At 31.5% G+C, this 16950-nt stretch carries 20 protein-coding genes; 6 read left to right on the top strand and 14 right to left on the bottom strand.

Features of this window, described 5'->3' with window-relative positions; all coding sequences use genetic code 11:
• The 9 genes from thrC to G9F70_RS09345 form a co-directional block, all read right to left on the bottom strand.
• Positions 1-1491: a threonine synthase gene (thrC, locus tag G9F70_RS09385; RefSeq protein ID WP_164945703.1), complete on the bottom strand. Its 1491-nt coding sequence runs from the start codon at positions 1489-1491 to the stop codon at positions 1-3.
• A 15-nt stretch (positions 1492-1506) separates the two neighbouring features.
• A complete protein-coding gene (locus tag G9F70_RS09380) occupies positions 1507-2724 on the bottom strand; it encodes a cofactor-independent phosphoglycerate mutase (RefSeq protein WP_164945704.1) in 1218 nt (405 codons plus the stop codon).
• Between the two features lie 355 nt (positions 2725-3079).
• Positions 3080-3856 (bottom strand): 4,5-DOPA dioxygenase extradiol, encoded by a 777-nt coding sequence (gene ygiD, locus G9F70_RS09375; protein WP_164945705.1) that lies wholly within the window; start codon positions 3854-3856, stop codon positions 3080-3082.
• 283 nt (positions 3857-4139) lie between these two features.
• A complete protein-coding gene (locus G9F70_RS09370) occupies positions 4140-4763 on the bottom strand; it encodes a DUF3793 family protein (protein ID WP_164945706.1) in 624 nt (207 codons plus the stop codon).
• A 60-nt stretch (positions 4764-4823) separates the two neighbouring features.
• Positions 4824-5093, bottom strand: a complete 270-nt coding sequence (locus G9F70_RS09365; RefSeq protein ID WP_164945707.1) for a FeoC-like transcriptional regulator — start codon at positions 5091-5093, stop codon at positions 4824-4826.
• 93 nt (positions 5094-5186) lie between these two features.
• On the bottom strand, positions 5187-5813 hold the full coding sequence (locus G9F70_RS09360; protein WP_164945708.1) for an HD-GYP domain-containing protein: 627 nt from the start codon (positions 5811-5813) through the stop codon (positions 5187-5189).
• Positions 5814-5909: 96 nt separating this feature from the next.
• Positions 5910-7961 (bottom strand): ferrous iron transport protein B, encoded by a 2052-nt coding sequence (feoB, locus tag G9F70_RS09355; RefSeq protein ID WP_164945709.1) that lies wholly within the window; start codon positions 7959-7961, stop codon positions 5910-5912.
• A gap of 25 nt (positions 7962-7986) precedes the next feature.
• Positions 7987-8217: a ferrous iron transport protein A gene (locus G9F70_RS09350; protein ID WP_187352993.1), complete on the bottom strand. Its 231-nt coding sequence runs from the start codon at positions 8215-8217 to the stop codon at positions 7987-7989.
• A gap of 27 nt (positions 8218-8244) precedes the next feature.
• Positions 8245-8472 (bottom strand): ferrous iron transport protein A, encoded by a 228-nt coding sequence (locus G9F70_RS09345; RefSeq protein ID WP_164945711.1) that lies wholly within the window; start codon positions 8470-8472, stop codon positions 8245-8247.
• Between the two features lie 117 nt (positions 8473-8589).
• Here G9F70_RS09345 and G9F70_RS09340 point away from each other — a divergent pair, with 117 nt between their 5' ends.
• The 4 genes from G9F70_RS09340 (at position 8590) to G9F70_RS27460 (ending at position 11793) form a co-directional block, all read left to right on the top strand.
• On the top strand, positions 8590-9234 hold the full coding sequence (locus tag G9F70_RS09340; protein WP_164945712.1) for a helix-turn-helix domain-containing protein: 645 nt from the start codon (positions 8590-8592) through the stop codon (positions 9232-9234).
• A gap of 127 nt (positions 9235-9361) precedes the next feature.
• Positions 9362-9577: a ferrous iron transport protein A gene (locus G9F70_RS09335; RefSeq protein ID WP_124999834.1), complete on the top strand. Its 216-nt coding sequence runs from the start codon at positions 9362-9364 to the stop codon at positions 9575-9577.
• A gap of 129 nt (positions 9578-9706) precedes the next feature.
• The gene (gene feoB / locus G9F70_RS09330; RefSeq protein ID WP_164945713.1) at positions 9707-11653 is read left to right on the top strand and encodes a ferrous iron transport protein B; all 1947 of its coding nucleotides are present in this window, start codon (positions 9707-9709) and stop codon (positions 11651-11653) included.
• Positions 11653-11793, top strand: a complete 141-nt coding sequence (locus G9F70_RS27460; RefSeq protein ID WP_164945714.1) for a FeoB-associated Cys-rich membrane protein — start codon at positions 11653-11655, stop codon at positions 11791-11793. The genes feoB (G9F70_RS09330) and G9F70_RS27460 overlap by 1 nt, the downstream gene beginning before the upstream one ends.
• A 62-nt stretch (positions 11794-11855) precedes the next feature.
• Here G9F70_RS27460 and G9F70_RS09320 read toward each other — a convergent pair whose 3' ends face one another.
• The 5 genes from G9F70_RS09320 to G9F70_RS09300 all read right to left on the bottom strand — a co-directional run bounded on the left by G9F70_RS09320 (position 11856) and on the right by G9F70_RS09300 (position 15278).
• Entirely contained in the window at positions 11856-12608 is a 753-nt protein-coding gene (locus tag G9F70_RS09320; RefSeq protein WP_124999828.1) for an NYN domain-containing protein, read from the bottom strand.
• 309 nt (positions 12609-12917) lie between these two features.
• On the bottom strand, positions 12918-14024 hold the full coding sequence (locus G9F70_RS09315) for an alanine/ornithine racemase family PLP-dependent enzyme (protein WP_164945715.1): 1107 nt from the start codon (positions 14022-14024) through the stop codon (positions 12918-12920).
• A 454-nt stretch (positions 14025-14478) separates the two neighbouring features.
• Entirely contained in the window at positions 14479-14763 is a 285-nt protein-coding gene (locus G9F70_RS09310; RefSeq protein WP_164945716.1) for an EAL domain-containing protein, read from the bottom strand.
• Positions 14714-15067 carry a cache domain-containing protein gene (locus tag G9F70_RS09305; protein WP_224617484.1) on the bottom strand — a complete coding sequence of 118 codons (354 nt, stop codon included), beginning with the start codon at positions 15065-15067 and terminating at the stop codon, positions 14714-14716. Before G9F70_RS09305 ends, G9F70_RS09310 begins: the two co-directional genes overlap by 50 nt.
• The gene (locus G9F70_RS09300; protein ID WP_224617483.1) at positions 15057-15278 is read right to left on the bottom strand and encodes a hypothetical protein; all 222 of its coding nucleotides are present in this window, start codon (positions 15276-15278) and stop codon (positions 15057-15059) included. Before G9F70_RS09300 ends, G9F70_RS09305 begins: the two co-directional genes overlap by 11 nt.
• 229 nt (positions 15279-15507) lie before the next feature.
• On the opposite strand from G9F70_RS09300, the gene G9F70_RS09295 reads away from it, so the two are divergent.
• Positions 15508-16137 carry an ATP-binding cassette domain-containing protein gene (locus tag G9F70_RS09295; protein ID WP_164945719.1) on the top strand — a complete coding sequence of 210 codons (630 nt, stop codon included), beginning with the start codon at positions 15508-15510 and terminating at the stop codon, positions 16135-16137.
• 2 nt (positions 16138-16139) lie between these two features.
• On the top strand, positions 16140-16925 hold the full coding sequence (locus tag G9F70_RS09290; protein ID WP_164945720.1) for an ABC transporter permease: 786 nt from the start codon (positions 16140-16142) through the stop codon (positions 16923-16925).
• Positions 16926-16950 lie beyond the last annotated feature (25 nt).

Below are 16950 nucleotides of genomic sequence, written 5' to 3'. Positions count from 1 at the left end.
TTATATGTTAAGTATCTTTTCTATTTGCATTTGCATTTCATTTTTTGCGCATTTAGTTTTGTGAAGCACAGGTCGCTTTTCTAAATCCACTATGCCTGCTGGAATATCAATCTTAGTCATTCTACTCAGCTGCTTTATTAATTCAAAGTCATTTAATCCTACATATTTTGCATCTATTGATTTCATAACATCTGGTGTGAATTTATAAGGGCTTGCAGTAGAGACAATAACTGTCTTTGTAGTGTCCTTTGTCTCTTTTAAATACTTTTGATAAACCGCATAGGAAACTGCTGTATGTGTATCAATTACATAATTATTAGCTTTATAAACTTCGGTTATTGCATACGCCGTCTCTTCTTCATTTGCGTAACCTCCATAGAAGTCTACTAGCCCTTTTTTCATAATGCTATCAATTTCATATTTACCATCTACTGAAAGGTCTTCCATAAGGTTTTTTATCACTGCTGCATCTTGTCCACTAATAGAATATAGCAACCTTTCAAGATTACTTGAAATCAATATATCCATTGAAGGAGACATAGTAATTACAAAATCCCTTACTTTATCATAGATGCCGGTATTTATAAACTCAAATAAAACCTTATTTTCATTTGAAGCACAAATTAATTTTTTAATTGGTAATCCCATTTTCTTTGCGTAATATCCCGCTAATATATTGCCAAAATTACCAGTAGGAACAGAGAAATTTATCTCCTCTCCTATTTCAATGTCCCCTCTATTACAAAGCTGTGTATACGCATAAAAATAATATACAACCTGAGGTATTAGCCTTCCTATATTTATTGAATTAGCTGATGAAAACATACTATTTTTCTCTTCTAATTTTTTTAGAAGATTAGCATCCGTAAGCATCTGTTTAACTCCATTTTGTGCATCATCAAAATTTCCATTAATGCCTATAACAAAGGTGTTATCTCCAGTTTGTGTTACCATCTGCCTTTTTTGAATCTCACTTACACCCTGCTCCGGGAAAAATACTATTATCTTTGTACCCGCAACATTTGCAAATCCTTCCAAGGCAGCCTTTCCAGTATCCCCAGAGGTAGCAGTAAGAATAACCATCTCTTTATCATTATTCAGCTTTTTTATTGCGGTTTTTAATAAGTATGGCAGTATTGATAATGCCATGTCTTTAAATGCTAATGTAGATCCATGGTATAGCTCTAAAAAATATGTTCCACCATATTTTACTAGGGGTGCAATAATAGTAGTATCAAATTTTTCATCATAAGCCTTATCTATACACATTTTTAACTCATCTTCCTTATAATCCGTTAAAAATTCTCTCATTATAGTTAATGCTAACTGTTTATAATTCATATGCATAAGATCTTTAAGCTGGGTATTTAACTTCGGTATTGATGTGGGTACAAAAAGCCCACCATCTTCGCTAAGTCCCCTTGCAATAGCTTCTGCAGAGGTTACTGCCTTTTCATTTCCTCTAGTACTCTTATAATATATTTGTTTCATATTATTAACTTCCTCCTACCTAATACCTTTTAAAAAATAATCCATTAGCTTATATCCTTCTGGAAAATATAGACCTGTGTCTTTTGCCGCAAATTCATCATAACATCCATTAGGATTGTCCTTCTCGTCATTACTTTGATATATTAAAAATGGAACAGGATCACTTGTATGTGTTCTTAGAGATAGAGGCGTTGGATGATCCGGAAGTATTATCATTTTATAATCTTCACCTAATCTATCCATTTCTTCTTTAATAACCTTTACTATTTTGTTATCTATGTATTCTATGGCTTTGTATTTATTTTCTATTTCATATCTATGACCACATTCATCTGGAGCTTCAACATGAATATAAACAAAATCATTTCCCTTTGCAACCTCAGCCATTGCGGCTTTTGCTTTGCCTATATAATTAGTATTAATATTCCCAGTGGCTCCCTCAACATCAATAATATCTAAGCCTGCACAAAGTCCTATGCCTTTTATTAAATCAACTGCAGAAATCACTGAACCTTTTAAATTATATTTTTCATTAAAATTGGATAAAAGAGGTCTTTTACCTTCACCCCAAATCCATATGGAGTTAGCTGGATTTAATCCCTTTGCCACTCTTTTTTTATTTATATCATGCTGAGATAGAAATTGACTACTTTTCTTTGTCATTTCTTCAATTACTTCACTATTTAGACCCTTAGGCATATAATCCTTTACTTTCTTACCCAGAATATCATGTGGTGGTGTAAGCTTCCATTCGTATGGCCCATTATCCCATATCATAAGATGTCTATAGCTAATACCTGGATAGAATTTTATTGCCTCAGTGCTTAAATACTCACTTAGTGCACTTATTAATTCCGCTGATTCCTCAGTTGTTATTTCACCGGCACTATGGTCCAGCATAATCTTTTCCGCGTAAGGCTCACCTTCAGATAAAGTTACCAAATTACATCTAAAGGTAATGTCTGTATCTAGCATAGGGACTCCCATGCTTGCTGCTTCAAAAGGTGAACGTCCACTATAATATACAAAGGAATCATAGCCAAAGACAGCCATATTAGCTGTATCACTGCCTGGAGGCATACCTTCTGGCACAGTTTTAACCATACCTATAATACCGTGCTTTGCCATATAATCAATAGCAGGAGTACTCGCATATTGAATCGGTGTTTTGTTATTTAATTCTTTCATAGGGTAATCTGCCATTCCGTCTCCTAGTACTACAATATATTTCATATGTTAACCCTCCTTCTTTTGATTTTTTAAGTAGTTTTATCTATTATAGTATAAATTTATCTATAAATCAAAATTATAAGCTAAAATTGAATAATTTTTTTTTAGAACCGTCATTTTCATGAAAAATAAGAAAATAAAAAATTTTGTAAAGGTTCTTCCTTATACAAATTAATAGGTTTAAATACGATACTCTTGTGAACATCAAACATTTAACAAATACTACACATATTCTTAATAATGCCGTAACAATTTTATGTTAATATATATTTATAGGTTAGTAAATTAAAGTGAAGTCCCCCTTTACTTTAATAATAAAGGCTGTGAAGTTATAATAACTTTACAGCCTTTTCTTTTGTTAACCAATTTGTATACTGGTCATAGACATTGAACTATGTTGTATACCTTTATATATAAAATTAACTTCATCTGATTCTTCTTGCAATCCCGCTATATAAAGTAAGGGCAAATAATGTTCTTTAGTAGGTACAGATAATTCAGCACTTTTACCTAATTTTTCATAGTGGATAATATTATCATGCATTCTACTTACAATAGCCTCTGAAATATAATTATCAAATTCAGATGCCCAGTCAAAGGGTTTTGCCTCCATTTCATAATTCATAATTCTTAAGTTATGGACTATGTCTCCACTTCCTATTATTAAAATTCCTTTTTCACGAAGCACAGATAGTTTTTTTCCAAGGTTATAATGGTAGTTCGCATCACCTAACCTGTTTAAGCTCATTTGAAATACAGGTATATCAGCTTTGGGATACATATGTGTTAATACAGACCAAGCCCCATGGTCCAGCCCCCATTTTTCAGTGGGCATAATATTAGAATCTGCAAGTTCCGTCGCAACCATCTCAGCATATTTTTTAGCACCAGCTGGGTTATATTTGATATTATACAGTTCCTCAGGAAACCCATAAAAGTCATAAATCTGTTTAGGCGAATCACTTACTGTAATGCACGTACCCTCGGTCTCCCAATGAGCAGAAATAACTAAAATTGCTTCTGGCTTTGGTATATTTTCTATTGATTTACAAATAGCTTCCGTATAGGAATTGTTTAAAATTGCATTCATGGGACTACCATGTCCAATAAATAATACAGGCATTTTTTTATTCATTTATAATTACCCCCTCATAAAATTTCATACACTTAGTGTATCACAAATATATTTTTTTTCACATGGATTAACATACATAAAATGTTGGTTACCTAATTTCAATAACTTATTTATTTAAATCAAAAAAGCTCTTGATAAATCAAGAGCTTAGATGGTTACTAAATTCAATGTATTTTTCTTTAACGACATTTCAGAAGGAAAGTCTCCCACTTCTATAAGTGGGAGTTAGAAGCTATACCAAATAGAAAACTTCACTGGGAGCCTAAATCTCCTTCTGAAGTCGTTAATTGCAGCATCGCAGATGATGATTTAATAGTTCTGTGGGTTTCATCCCTCTCATCATTAATTGTATAATAGAATGCTTTATTTCATCATACTTACTGAAAATAACTTCTGCACTTTCAATATCATGATATACTTTCCAATAGCCTACCATTTTACATTTAGTATTGGGATAATCAACAAAGGATGTCACATCTTTTATAGGGTATCCTAGAAAAACCCCAATTTCATGAGGGCACATATATTGAAATCTTTCCCCTAAAAGTGACAAGCATTGCTTAATATCCATATTTTCCTTGTATCCAAATCTCTTTAAGAATTCCATGTTTTTCTTATCCCTTATACTTAGATTAATCTTTTCTTTATTATAAAATAGTACAAAGGTATTTGTTGTATCCTTTTTCAATTCAAAGTAATCAACATCTAGTTTATCTTTCACTTCATTTTTATATTTTTCCCATATATTATTTAAATTTCTATTACTATTACTGAAATTAATTAAAGAGGACGTCTTATGTTTTCTTATAGTTGGTGCCGCATTACGTATTATTACTGAAAATAGGTATTCCAGGTCATCATAATCATCTACAATCTTTAAAAATTTACTTAACTCTTCTATTTTCATAAAACAACCTCCATTAATTTCGTATTCAAAATATTATTTGCATTTACATCAAACACACATTTAGTTTGATATTGCTTTTCTACCTTTTTCTGTAACTTTCCATATGTTAATATCTATACTTTTACTACCTGCGCCACAACTTTTTTTACTAGAACAGCAACCACACCCATCTCCACAACTATTAATTTTTTCTTTTTCAATATATCCCATATGTAAAAGCTTATCTATCATCTGCTCAATTAAATTTTCATCTACTCCTAATTCTATAGCCATTAATTTATTTGAGTATCTCCCACCTTTAGCCAATGACTTTAATATTTTGATCAACATTTTACCACTTCCCTTTCCTTTAAATCTTGTCTAATAAACAAAATATTTTATTAGCACCCATATTCCTATTACCTTTATAAATATAAAGGTATCCTATACTTGACTGTTTTTAGAATCTAAAAACTTTCTTACAGTATTCATGTTGTCTACTATATATTGAACTACCACAGGATCAAACATTAATCCTGTATTAATAGTTATTTCATTAATGCATTCTTCAAAGTCCATAGCTTTTCTATAAGGCCTTTCAGATGTCATAGCATCAATTGAATCACATACTGCAATTATCCTTGATCCAAGTGGTATAGTAATTCCAGATAGTCCTTCTGGATACCCTTTACCGTCCCATCTTTCATGATGATAAAGAACAATTTTACTTATATACTTTAATCTTTTTGATTTGCTTAAAATATTAAAACCTATTTTAGGATGCATTTTTATATATTCCCACTCGTGAGGCAATAACTTCCCGTTTTTGTTTAAGACTTTATCCGGAACTCCTATTTTACCTATATCATGTAGATGCGCTGCTATATGTATGTTTTGAAGTTCACTTCCTTTAATTCCAAAGCCTTTTGAAAGTTCATAACTCATGGATGCAACTCTTTCTGAATGACCACTTGTATAATTATCCTTTGCTTCAAGAGCTGTTACTAAACTTTCAATTATGTCGTGATATATTTCTTTGTCTCTAAATCTAGGTAACAATTTTCTAAACATTCCATATCTCCTTAATTCAATTATGAATATTATTTTCTATGTGTACCCATGAAGGCTTAGAAAAAATTATTTTTACACCGTATTTTTTTTATAGACTTAGTTAAATCCTAATAATTTCCCTACTTGATATACTAAAACCGCTAATATCCAACCAATTATAGTAGTATAGGCTACAACTATCCATGCCCATTTTTTTGAATTTGTCTCTTTTCTTACTGCAACTATTGTAGCTACACAAGGTACATATAACAAAGTCATTATCATGAAAGAAAGCGCTGAAAGAGGTGTGAAAGCTTGCTGTATTGCTGCTGTAAGAGATGCACCTTCACCAGTAACTCCATATATTGTACCTAAAGTTCCAACAACTGCTTCTTTTGCAGCAAACCCAGTAATAAGAGCTACCGCTGATTGCCAATTACCAAAACCAGCTAAAGTAAATACTGGCGCTATAAATGAGCCTATTACCCCTAAAATACTATCCACACTTCCAGCTTGAACTCCTAATGGTAAGTTTGAAAGAACCCAAACTACTATAACCACAGTTAATATAACTGTACCCGCTTTTTTTAGGAATGATTCTGATTTTTCCCACATGTGAATTAACAATCCTTTAGCTGTTGGTATACGATAAGGAGGTAATTCCATGACAAAGTATGATTCTTCGCCTTTGAATACTTTATCACTTAAAAATTTACCTAATAATATGGCAACTACAATTCCCAATACATATAGTAAAAAAATAATAATACCGCCTAAATTGAAAACTCCTAATTTTTTATCTGCAAAGAATGCACCTACAAATACCCCATATACTGCAAGCCTTGCTGGGCAAGACACAAACGGATTTATAAGAATCGCTATCATTCTATCTTTTTTACTTTCTAATGTTCTTGTAGACATGATTCCAGCTACATTGCATCCGCCACCAATTATTAGAGATACTGCAGTCTTTCCATGAAGACCCACAGCATTCATAAGTCTGTCCATTACGTAAGCTGCTCTTGCCATGTATCCACTATCTTCAAGTAAGGCTATAAGAAAATACATGGTTAAAATCATTGGAAAGAAAACAAGTACAGCACCTACTCCACCTATAATTCCATCTGTTAAAAAGGAAGTTAATAATTCTGATGCCCCTATACTACTTAAAGTAGTTGCAAGCCATTCTCCTACCGCTCCAAAGCCTTGGTCCAGCATTCCTCCTAAGAATTCATTTCCAAAGGTTATAGAAAATTGATACATAAAAAACATAATTGCTGCAAAGATAGGAATTCCAAGCCACTTGTTTGTAATAATTTTATCTATCTTATCAGATGTACTTTCAGTTCTAACTTCTTCTCTTTTTACACATTTATTTATAAATCCACTAATAGCTTCATATCTTTTATCTATTAAAAAAGCATCTGGTTCATATCCTATAACAGCTGTTAACCTTTCAATACTTTTTTCTAATGAACTACTTATTTTCTTATAATCATCTCTTTGTTGTAAACCCTTATTAACATAAGCATCATTCTCTAAAAGTTTTATAGCCGCCCACTCAGTTGGATATCCAAGGTTCGTCGCAGCTTTATAAATAGCTTTTTTTAAAATTTGAACTTCCTTTTCAATATCCTTACCATATTGAATTTTATAACTACTAGCTTTTCCTGATTCATTAATTTTTAGGGCTTCTTTTATGATATCTTTAATTCCCCGACCTTTTGTGGCAATTATTTCAATAACAGGTAGATCTAATAATTTAGATAAATTCATTGTATCAATACGAATATTTTTGCTATTCGCTTCATCCATCATATTTAAAGCTAAGATGACCTTCGCTCCTGTCTCTAGGAGTTGCATTGTGAGATATAAATTTCTTTCAATATTAGTAGCATCAATAATATTAACTACCACATCTGGCTTATCCTTTAATATATAATTGCAAGCCACCACTTCATCCTCTGAATAAGCACCCAAACTATAGATTCCTGGTAAATCCACTACTGTTACATTCCTACCTTCAAATTTAAGTTTACCTATCTTTTTTTCAACAGTAACTCCAGGCCAATTACCCACATGCTGCTTAGAGCCAGTTAATTCATTAAATGTACTCGTTTTACCACAATTAGGATTTCCAACCAAAGCTATTACTAATTCATTAGTCATGTTACGTATCACTCCTTGAAATTTCTTATTTTTCAACTTCCACGACCAAGACCTTTTGCGCCATCCCTCTTCCTAAAACAAACCTAGTTTTCCCCAGGCCTATTATTAATTGTCCTGCATCATTTTTTAGAACTTGAATTAATGCGCCTTTATTTACTCCCATCTCCATAAGCCTCTTGCACATCATTTCTCCGCCATGAATATTCACAACTTCTGCAATTTTTCCAGTACCTATAGCATTTAAAGGAATACACATGCTATTCACTTCAAAATCCCCCTTTTTTTATACTAATTCCACTAAAATATCTTTAGCCTCATTTTTTCTAAGAGTTAATTTATATCCCCTAACTTGTATTTCTATAGGATCTCCCATAGGTGCTTTGCCTTCCACTATAATTTCCACACCATTTGTTATTCCCATGTCCATTATCCTTCTTCTTACTTTACTACCTGTTACTATTTGCATTACTTTAACTTTTTTTTTAACTTCTATTTCATTTAATCCTTGCATTTTATCTCTCCCTTGTCAATTGATATTGATTATTGTTCTTATTTGTATTATAGTATACTTAAGTTACATTTTTTTTAAAATTATCACTATATTTTTTAAGAATATTAAGGAGATGCTATGAAAAATTTACTAAACCACACTGAACTAGCCTTAAATATTAAAAATAACAACTTAGAAAATGCCAATTCTCTATACATAAAAAAGATAAATATAATTTTATCTTTTTCCAATAACCCAAATGAATTAAAAAAACTACTCTATTCAATGAACATCTTTATATACACTTATTTCTGTATCAACAGTTCAATACCCTTAGAGGATTTATGCAGTAAGAACCTAAAGTCAATAGAAAACTGTCATTCAAAAGAGGATTTAATTACTTTAGGAGAAGAAATTATTGAAAGTTACATAGAAATCATACATCATGATACCTCAATATCTGAAAATGAAATTATAAAACACGCTTTGACTTATATACACTCAAATATTCCACAAAAAATAACCTTAGAAAAAGTTGCAACTCATATTCATATAAGCAGCAATTATCTATGTTATCTTTTTAAAGAAAATACAGGCCTTAAATTTTGTGAATATATAAACATATGTAGGATAAATGTAGCAAAAGAGTTCTTAGATAACTCCTCGAGTCCTTTAGAAATAATTTCTTTTGAATGTGGTTTTAATAGTCAAAGTCATTTTTCTACTACTTTTAAAAAATATGTAGGTATTTCTCCTAATGAATATAGAAAAAGAACAAGATAAGAAGCATTCATTTTTATTTAATTATAAATTTAAATTCCCAATCTATTGACATTTTCACTTGAAAATGATATTCTTTATCAGTAAGTGTTTGATAAGCAGTCAGACAATACAGTGAGGTGATTATATTATGGTATTATCAAAAGCAAAGATTGGTCAAACTTTTAATATTAAAGCAGTTGAGGGTAAAGAAAAAATGAAGAAATTTCTTTTTACTTTAGGTTGCTTTGAAGGAGAAGAGATTACTCTTATTTCTAAACTTGCAGGGAATTATGTGGTTAATATTAAAGATAGTAGATATGCACTTGATGAAAATATGGCAAAATCTATTATGCTATGTACATAAGATAGTTGTTAATTTTTTATTTAATATTATGTTATTGATATGCTATAAAATATAGCATATTATTTTTGATCTATGATTGATAATGATTATTAATATTAAATGAATTTATATAATAAGGGGGAATTTACAATGAAAATAGCATTAGCGGGTAATCCTAATTCAGGGAAGACTACACTATACAATGGTATTACAGGAAAAACAGAACATGTAGGAAATTGGTCTGGTGTTACTGTAGCAAAGAAGGAAGCAAATCTTAAGAAAAAGTATAATCCTAAAGGTCTTGATGTAAGAATCGTTGACCTTCCAGGTACATACTCTATTTCACCCTTTACTGGTGAAGAAGCGATTACTAGAGATTTCATCTTAGAGGAAGCTCCGGATGTAATCATTAATATTGTTGATGGAGCCAACGTTAGCAGAAGTCTATTTTTTACAACTCAGCTTCTAGAACTGGGAATTCCAGTAGTCATCGCTCTTAATAAAAGTGATATTTTATCCAAAAGAGGAGATACTATAGACCAAAGCATTTTAAGTAAGGCCTTAAATTGTAAGGTTATTGATACCATTGCCACATCAGAAAATGGTTTACTAAACTTAATTAATGAAGCTATTAATTTTGGCCAGGAGAAGAAACCTCAAATTGCACCAGTTTTTGCAAATAAAGATTCTGATATTGCAAGACAAAAGTTTGTAGATGGACTCGCGCTAAAATGTCAGGTTAAAAAAAGAGACGCCAGTAAGGTCACCTTATCTGATAAAGTAGATAGAGTTGTAGCACATAAATGGTTAGGCTTACCTATATTTTTTGTTATCATGTGGGCCGTATTCGCATTTTCTATCGAAGGGCTGGGTGGATACCTATCAGGCTATTTTAATGACGTATTTTTTGGAGAAATTGTTCCAAATGCCGCAAATGCTTTTTTGGGTGGCCTCGGAGTTAATTCCCTATTGCAAGCCCTTATTGTAGATGGCGCCATTGGTGGCGTTGGAGCTGTTGTAGGATTTTTACCTCTAGTTATGGTATTATTCTTTTGCTTATCACTGCTTGAAGACTGTGGGTATATGGCTAGAGTAGCCGTAGTAATGGATCGTTTTTTCAAAAAAATCGGACTATCCGGCAAGTCTATTATACCAATGATTGTAGGTTCTGGTTGTGCAATTCCTGGTGTTATGGCCACAAGAACAATAGAAGATATTAATGAAAGAAGAATGACTACAATTCTTACTCCTTTTATACCTTGTGGTGCTAAGCTCCCAATTATAGCACTGTTTGTAGCTGTATTTTTCCCTAAAAATTCTTGGGTTGGACCCAGTATGTATATTATTGCAATTACGGTGATTGTACTTGGCGGACTTCTACTCAAGAAAATTTTTGTATGGGAAAACACATCTCAATTTATTATGGAACTCCCAGATTATAAATTACCTAGTCTAAAATATGCCTTTAATCAAATGATGGAGAAAGCAAAAGCTTTTATTTATAAAGCTGGAACAATTGTACTTGTGTGTAACACCTTGGTATGGTTTGCACAGGCATATAGCTGGAATCTTAGCCCCGCTGAAGATCAAAGTTTAAGTATACTTGCTTCTATTGGGTCAGTAATTTCTCCAATTTTTATTCCTCTTGGATTTATTGGATGGCAGCTGGCAGCTGCAGCAATAACTGGTTTTATTGCCAAAGAAAATATTGTTGCTACATTTGCAGTACTACTCGCTGTTACTTCAGAGGAAGCATTACATTTGCCTGGAGGAGTATTGACGCAATTTTTTACGCCGGTGACAGCTTTTGCATATCTTATATTTAATCTATTCACTCCACCTTGCTTTGCAGCAATTGGAGCTATGAATTCCGAAATGGGTTCAAAAAAATGGTTATTTAGGGCTCTGGCTTTCCAGTTTGGTGTTGGGTACACTTTAGCCATGCTAGTAAACCAAGTTGGGTCACTTATAGTATATGGCAAACCGGCAGCAGGTTTTATACCAGCTATAGGGATAGCCGCTATTACTGCTATTTTTCTTGTTATAACCATTAGAAAATCGGATTCTAAACGCGCTGAATTAGGAGTTGAGCTATAATGATTGTGAATATAATAGTTGGTTTGGTTTTTGCGTGTATTATAATACTTGCTTTTAAAAAAGTTTATACTGATACCAAAAATAATAAATGCAGTTGTGGTAGCAGCTGTTCTGATAAAAGTAAGTGCCACAAACGCTAATTACCATAAATATAAAGAGGCTATACATCAAAATTTCTTTTGATGTATAGCCTCTTTATATTTTATTCCTTATTTCTAATATATTTAAGACTTATACTTGGATTGCTAGTTTTGGTTGATCTAATCTCAAACTGATTTAAAGAAGCTACAAAAGGTGTAAGCTTTGTATAACCGTAGTTTCTTGTATCAAAATCTGGATACCTCTTATTAAGAGTGCTACCTAGTTCTCCTAAAAATGCCCAACCATCTTCATCTGAAATCTCAGTTATAATAGTTTTAATAGCCTCTATTAATTTTTCTGTACTTGTCATACCAAGTTTTGAATCTTCTTGTATTTGTACCCCTTTAATAGTCGTGGTTTCAGTGTTTTTTGGCGACATTGAAGCTAATACCTCAAGATATTTAAACTTCTCACAAGCCGAGATGAAAGGTGTAGGAGTTTTCTTTTCTCCCATGCCAATAACATACATACCAGCTTCCCTTAGGCGCGCTGCGAGTTTAGTAAAATCACTATCACTAGACACAATACAAAACCCATCAACATTTTTTGAATATAGTATATCCATGGCATCAATTATAAGGGCTGCATCTGTTGAATTCTTACCTGTGGTATAACTATATTGTTGTATCGGGCTAATAGAATAATTAAGTAATACATTCTTCCAAGAAGCTAGTTGAGGTTTGGTCCAATCCCCATAAATTCTTTTATATGTAGGTGTTCCATGATTTGAAATTTCGTCAATTATATACTTTATATATTTATCAGATACATTGTCAGCATCAATCAAAACTGCTATCTTTTTATCCTTTTCCATTTTTGTCTCCTTTACACCTTAATGTCTTCAAACTATTTTACAGAAAATTTATTACACCATTACTTTAAAATAACATACTATTCTATACAATTCTACAAAATCGTAAATATTCCTTCTTAATTTCTATAATTATTGTAATTACCTCCATGTTTGCTTGTTTTAAGCATATTTAAAATAACTCATGGTATTTCAATCTTCACAAGTATTCTAGAAATTGGTATAAAAAACCTGTAGAGAAATAAGCTATCCTACAGGCGTATACTCTTAATCCTGTTGTCACTTAGGCATTATTTATTCTATGTAGCATACTTATATGAAAACCTTTGTTATATCTGCATATCCACTTAAATACATCATTGGTGGGTAGTACATTATAAAATCCAGTATATCTCCTAATTTAGTTTCAATATCACAATCTTCAATATCTATAATTAAGTGATCAGAACTACTTCCAATAATCTTAACACCTTGTTTTAGTGGAATTAGCTTATCATGCAAAACAAAATCCTGCTTTCCCACTGCAAGTAACGCTCTTTTTCTTATTCCATTATCCTCATAGGTTGGTTTATTTCCAAAGGCATCAATAAATATTTCTCCAATAGGATGTGTAGGTTTACGTTTTATTTCAACCACCTGAGCTTTAAGTGTAAAAGTATCCTTATGCATATGTTTCATATCATACCCCCAAAACTTCTCTAAATCCTCTGCTAATAGCATTCCTTCACCAATTCTTAAATTATTTACTCTTTTAGGCATTTCCCCATCTAATATTAAAGGTAATGAAGTTGTAGCACCTCCAGAAATCATCTCTAGTCTCCTGTTTATTTTGCTCTCAATTATTTCAGCAATGCTACAAAGCTTCCCTAAATTTTCTTCTGTAGGCCTTATTGACCCATAACACCCTAAATTAGTCCCTACTCCATATAACTCAACATTTTCAAGATGATTTTCCACATATTCTGCTAATTTAATGAATTCTTCCTCATCAAATACGCCTTCTCTTAAATCTCCAAGATCAAGCATTAGAATCACCTTATGTTTTTTATCTTGCAATTCACATTCCTTTTGAATCATATTCAATGTTTCTAGTTCAGAGTTTAGACTGACAGCCACAAACTGAACCAATTCTTTTATTTCACTAAACATTGGAATTCTAATCATCATAAAAGGTTTTTCTATACCACATTGTTTTAGTTTAATTATTTGGTTCATTCTTGAAGTTGCTAAATAAGTACATCCTGCACGTTCAAACTGCTTCACAACCTCTGGTATTGCATTAAACCCCTTAATCACTCCCGCAGTGCTTATCCCCTGAGACTTACATAAATCAACCATAGATTTTACATTTTCATATACATGCTTCAAGTTTATTTCAAGCATTGGATATTTAAACTCTGAATAAGTTTTTTCATTCATACAAATTCCTCCCAATCTCCTCAGCAAATTTATAGCTTTTAAAATAAAATAATACAATTAAAATCACTTTATTTTTTCAAAAAACATGCAAAATTTTACTTTTTTTCTTTCTATAAATGAAACCTATATAAATATATTTACAAAATTCTCACATGAAAATGCTACTTAACTCATTGATAAATCAACACTTTTCAGCATTATCATCTAGAAAAATCCCCTTAAAAACAATATAATGTAAATGATGACAAATACAAAAAATATCAAATTTAAGGGGATTTAGTCATATAAATAATATATCACAAAATAATTAAAATGAAAACGTTTTTACAAAGTTAATAATGAATTTTATTAAGCAATTATCACATTTGTTTTTTTAACCACTGCTTTTCTAACAATCAAATAGAAGATCCAGTTGAAGTGAACCTAAGCCACTTCAACTGGATCTTTTAAATTTTCAGTCTTTTAAGTTTGAAGCTAATAATTTTTCAGCATCTATCACTGACAGTGGCCTGCTAAAGTAATATCCTTGTATATAGTCACATTGTTTTTCTTTAAGTATTGAAAGCTGCTCCTCGGTTTCCACCCCTTCGGCTACAACTTTTAAATCCATGCTATGAGCCAATTGAATTATAATATTAATAATTGATTTATTTTGTTCATTTGAAGTTATATTATCAATAAAGGATTTATCAATTTTTAAAGTTAAAGTTGCTATTAGGATGAGCAAGTATTGTTCCATCTTTTGAAAAAAGAAACGTATATCCTTTATCACCAACCTTAACACTATCTATTGTCTTAAATAATTTGTCTAAATTTATATCAATACCCATTACTCCTATAATATTTCCATATGTATCCTTAATAGCTGAAGATGCACTTATTACTAATAAATTAGTTCCATCAGCAGTAGTATATGGATCTGAAATTACTACCTCATCGGGCTTAGATAAAGCCGACCTATACCAAGGCATTACCCTAGGGTCATAATTATTAACAGTTGGTCCCTCTGGCCATTTAATATAGCCTCCCCATTTAGTTTCCATATATACCATAGGTTTCAAAATCATTATAAATAGTACTTTCTATCCCTGGTATTTGCTTGGAGTCTTTTTTATGTGATTTGTCTTTTGGACTGTTAACTAAAGGAAGTATTGAATCGTCGACTTTTCTTACATCCACAGAAGATGCTAGAAATCTGTTATTGTCTTTTAGTTGTTTAAACATATTAGAAAATGTATTGTCCACTTGTACCATTTGTTTTCTGGAATCTGAGGATAAATCTTCTTTTAGAAAATTGTAAATATAGTTGCGGGTTATTAAAGCTATTGGAATAGATGTAACTAATATAATTGTTACAAAATATAAACAATAATTAAAGTGACAATTTTAAAATAACAGGTTCCACCCACGTGACGTTTCAGTAAAAATATCCGGTATATTGAGTTTTGTGATATAATTAGCATAAAGGTCGGGTGAAAATATAATGAATAATCTGTTATTTAAGGCTAGCAATCTTGTATACAAATCCAATTTAACTTATGATAACATAAGAATTAAGAAAGGCATGATTAATTTTATTGTTGGGGAGAGTGGCTGTGGCAAAAGCACTTTTTTAAAGTTATTAAATGGATCCATAAATAGTGTTTCTGGCGAATTATTATATAAAGGCACACCTACTGATGAGTATGAACCTATTGCTCTAAGACGTGAGGTAAGTTTAGTTTCTGCAAACCCTTTCCTCTTTGATGAGAGCATAATAGACAATTTCAAAACTTTCTATTCACTTAGACAATTGCCTATGCCTAAAAGTGAATATATCAGTTACATTACAGATCTTTGCTCTGTAAATGTTCCACTAGACCAAAATGCATCTACTCTTTCTAGTGGAGAACGCCAAAGAGTTTACATATCCATTTTTTTATCATTATGCCCAAAAGTTATATTACTCGATGAACCAACTTCAGCATTAGATGAAAAAAATAGCCACAAGGTAATGAAAAATATAATAAATTTCTGTAAGGAAAAAAATATTGATATTGTAATTGTAAGCCACGATAAAAATATTGTTGAAGAGTTTTGTGAAAATAAAATTGAAATAATTAAGGGGTTTTAGATATGCACGGAGCCGTTACACTGAATTTTTTCAAATTTGCGCTTATTTATTTACTATTAATTATAGTGTTACTAATACTGAAAAAATCAAAAGTTAATGGAACAAAGCTTCTTTTAGTTGCAAGTATAAGAATGACAGTTCAACTTGTGACTGTCGGTTATATACTTCAATATGTCTTTAGTAATCCCAAACCAATATACACTGTGATTTTTTTAATTATTATGATAATATTTTCTGTGCATAGAGTAATTACAAGTAGAAAGGATTTAAACCACAATTTTAAAATTGCAATAGGAGCTTCTTTAGCATTTTCAGGTCTATTTGTTCTAATTTTCTTTGTAGTTGTAGTTGTAAATAAGTCCATATTCAACCCTCAATACACTATACCCTTGGCTGGTATGATTATTGGTAATGCTATGACTGGCGTAAATATTGCAATAAAAACCTTTATGGATGACATAAGTAAAGAACAAATTAAAATTAGTACATTACTTAATTTAGGAGTAGAACCTAAAGATATTTTAAAGCCTTTTGCTAATAATGCACTAGAAACCGCTTTAATTCCTACCATAAATTCCATGTTGGGAATGGGCATAATCTTTTTACCGGGGATGATGACCGGACAAATTTTATCAGGCACACTTCCTACTACAGCCATTATGTACCAAATAGCCATTATGATTGCAATTTGTACTTCTGTTTGTATTACTGTTTTCTTATCCCTAAACTTAGGTTATAAGTCTTTATATAATGATAAAAAACAATTTTTAACTGAAACAAATGATTAACTCCAGGCATTGCTACAAATTTAAA

This window comes from Clostridium sp. FP1 (assembly GCF_011065975.2).
GTDB classification, from domain to species: Bacteria; Bacillota; Clostridia; order Clostridiales; family Clostridiaceae; genus Clostridium_AD; species Clostridium_AD tagluense.
This window is presented reverse-complemented; position numbering and strand designations above follow the sequence as displayed.

Coding starts and splice junctions, on each gene's coding strand:
- G9F70_RS09290 (WP_164945720.1), top strand. CDS start 16,140: ATGCACGGAGCCGTTACACTGAATTTTTTCAAATTTGCGCTTATTTAT.
- G9F70_RS09340 (WP_164945712.1), top strand. CDS start 8,590: ATGAAAAATTTACTAAACCACACTGAACTAGCCTTAAATATTAAAAAT.
- G9F70_RS09300 (WP_224617483.1), bottom strand. CDS start 15,278: ATGGTACAAGTGGACAATACATTTTCTAATATGTTTAAACAACTAAAA.
- G9F70_RS09335 (WP_124999834.1), top strand. CDS start 9,362: ATGGTATTATCAAAAGCAAAGATTGGTCAAACTTTTAATATTAAAGCA.
- ygiD (WP_164945705.1), bottom strand. CDS start 3,856: ATGAATAAAAAAATGCCTGTATTATTTATTGGACATGGTAGTCCCATG.
- G9F70_RS09295 (WP_164945719.1), top strand. CDS start 15,508: ATGAATAATCTGTTATTTAAGGCTAGCAATCTTGTATACAAATCCAAT.
- G9F70_RS09315 (WP_164945715.1), bottom strand. CDS start 14,024: ATGAATGAAAAAACTTATTCAGAGTTTAAATATCCAATGCTTGAAATA.
- feoB (WP_164945709.1), bottom strand. CDS start 7,961: ATGACTAATGAATTAGTAATAGCTTTGGTTGGAAATCCTAATTGTGGT.
- G9F70_RS09320 (WP_124999828.1), bottom strand. CDS start 12,608: ATGGAAAAGGATAAAAAGATAGCAGTTTTGATTGATGCTGACAATGTA.
- G9F70_RS09345 (WP_164945711.1), bottom strand. CDS start 8,472: ATGCAAGGATTAAATGAAATAGAAGTTAAAAAAAAAGTTAAAGTAATG.
- thrC (WP_164945703.1), bottom strand. CDS start 1,491: ATGAAACAAATATATTATAAGAGTACTAGAGGAAATGAAAAGGCAGTA.
- G9F70_RS09370 (WP_164945706.1), bottom strand. CDS start 4,763: ATGAAAATAGAAGAGTTAAGTAAATTTTTAAAGATTGTAGATGATTAT.
- feoB (WP_164945713.1), top strand. CDS start 9,707: ATGAAAATAGCATTAGCGGGTAATCCTAATTCAGGGAAGACTACACTA.
- G9F70_RS09305 (WP_224617484.1), bottom strand. CDS start 15,067: ATGGAAACTAAATGGGGAGGCTATATTAAATGGCCAGAGGGACCAACT.
- G9F70_RS27460 (WP_164945714.1), top strand. CDS start 11,653: ATGATTGTGAATATAATAGTTGGTTTGGTTTTTGCGTGTATTATAATA.
- G9F70_RS09350 (WP_187352993.1), bottom strand. CDS start 8,217: ATGTGTATTCCTTTAAATGCTATAGGTACTGGAAAAATTGCAGAAGTT.
- G9F70_RS09310 (WP_164945716.1), bottom strand. CDS start 14,763: ATGGAACAATACTTGCTCATCCTAATAGCAACTTTAACTTTAAAAATT.
- G9F70_RS09365 (WP_164945707.1), bottom strand. CDS start 5,093: ATGTTGATCAAAATATTAAAGTCATTGGCTAAAGGTGGGAGATACTCA.
- G9F70_RS09380 (WP_164945704.1), bottom strand. CDS start 2,724: ATGAAATATATTGTAGTACTAGGAGACGGAATGGCAGATTACCCTATG.
- G9F70_RS09360 (WP_164945708.1), bottom strand. CDS start 5,813: ATGTTTAGAAAATTGTTACCTAGATTTAGAGACAAAGAAATATATCAC.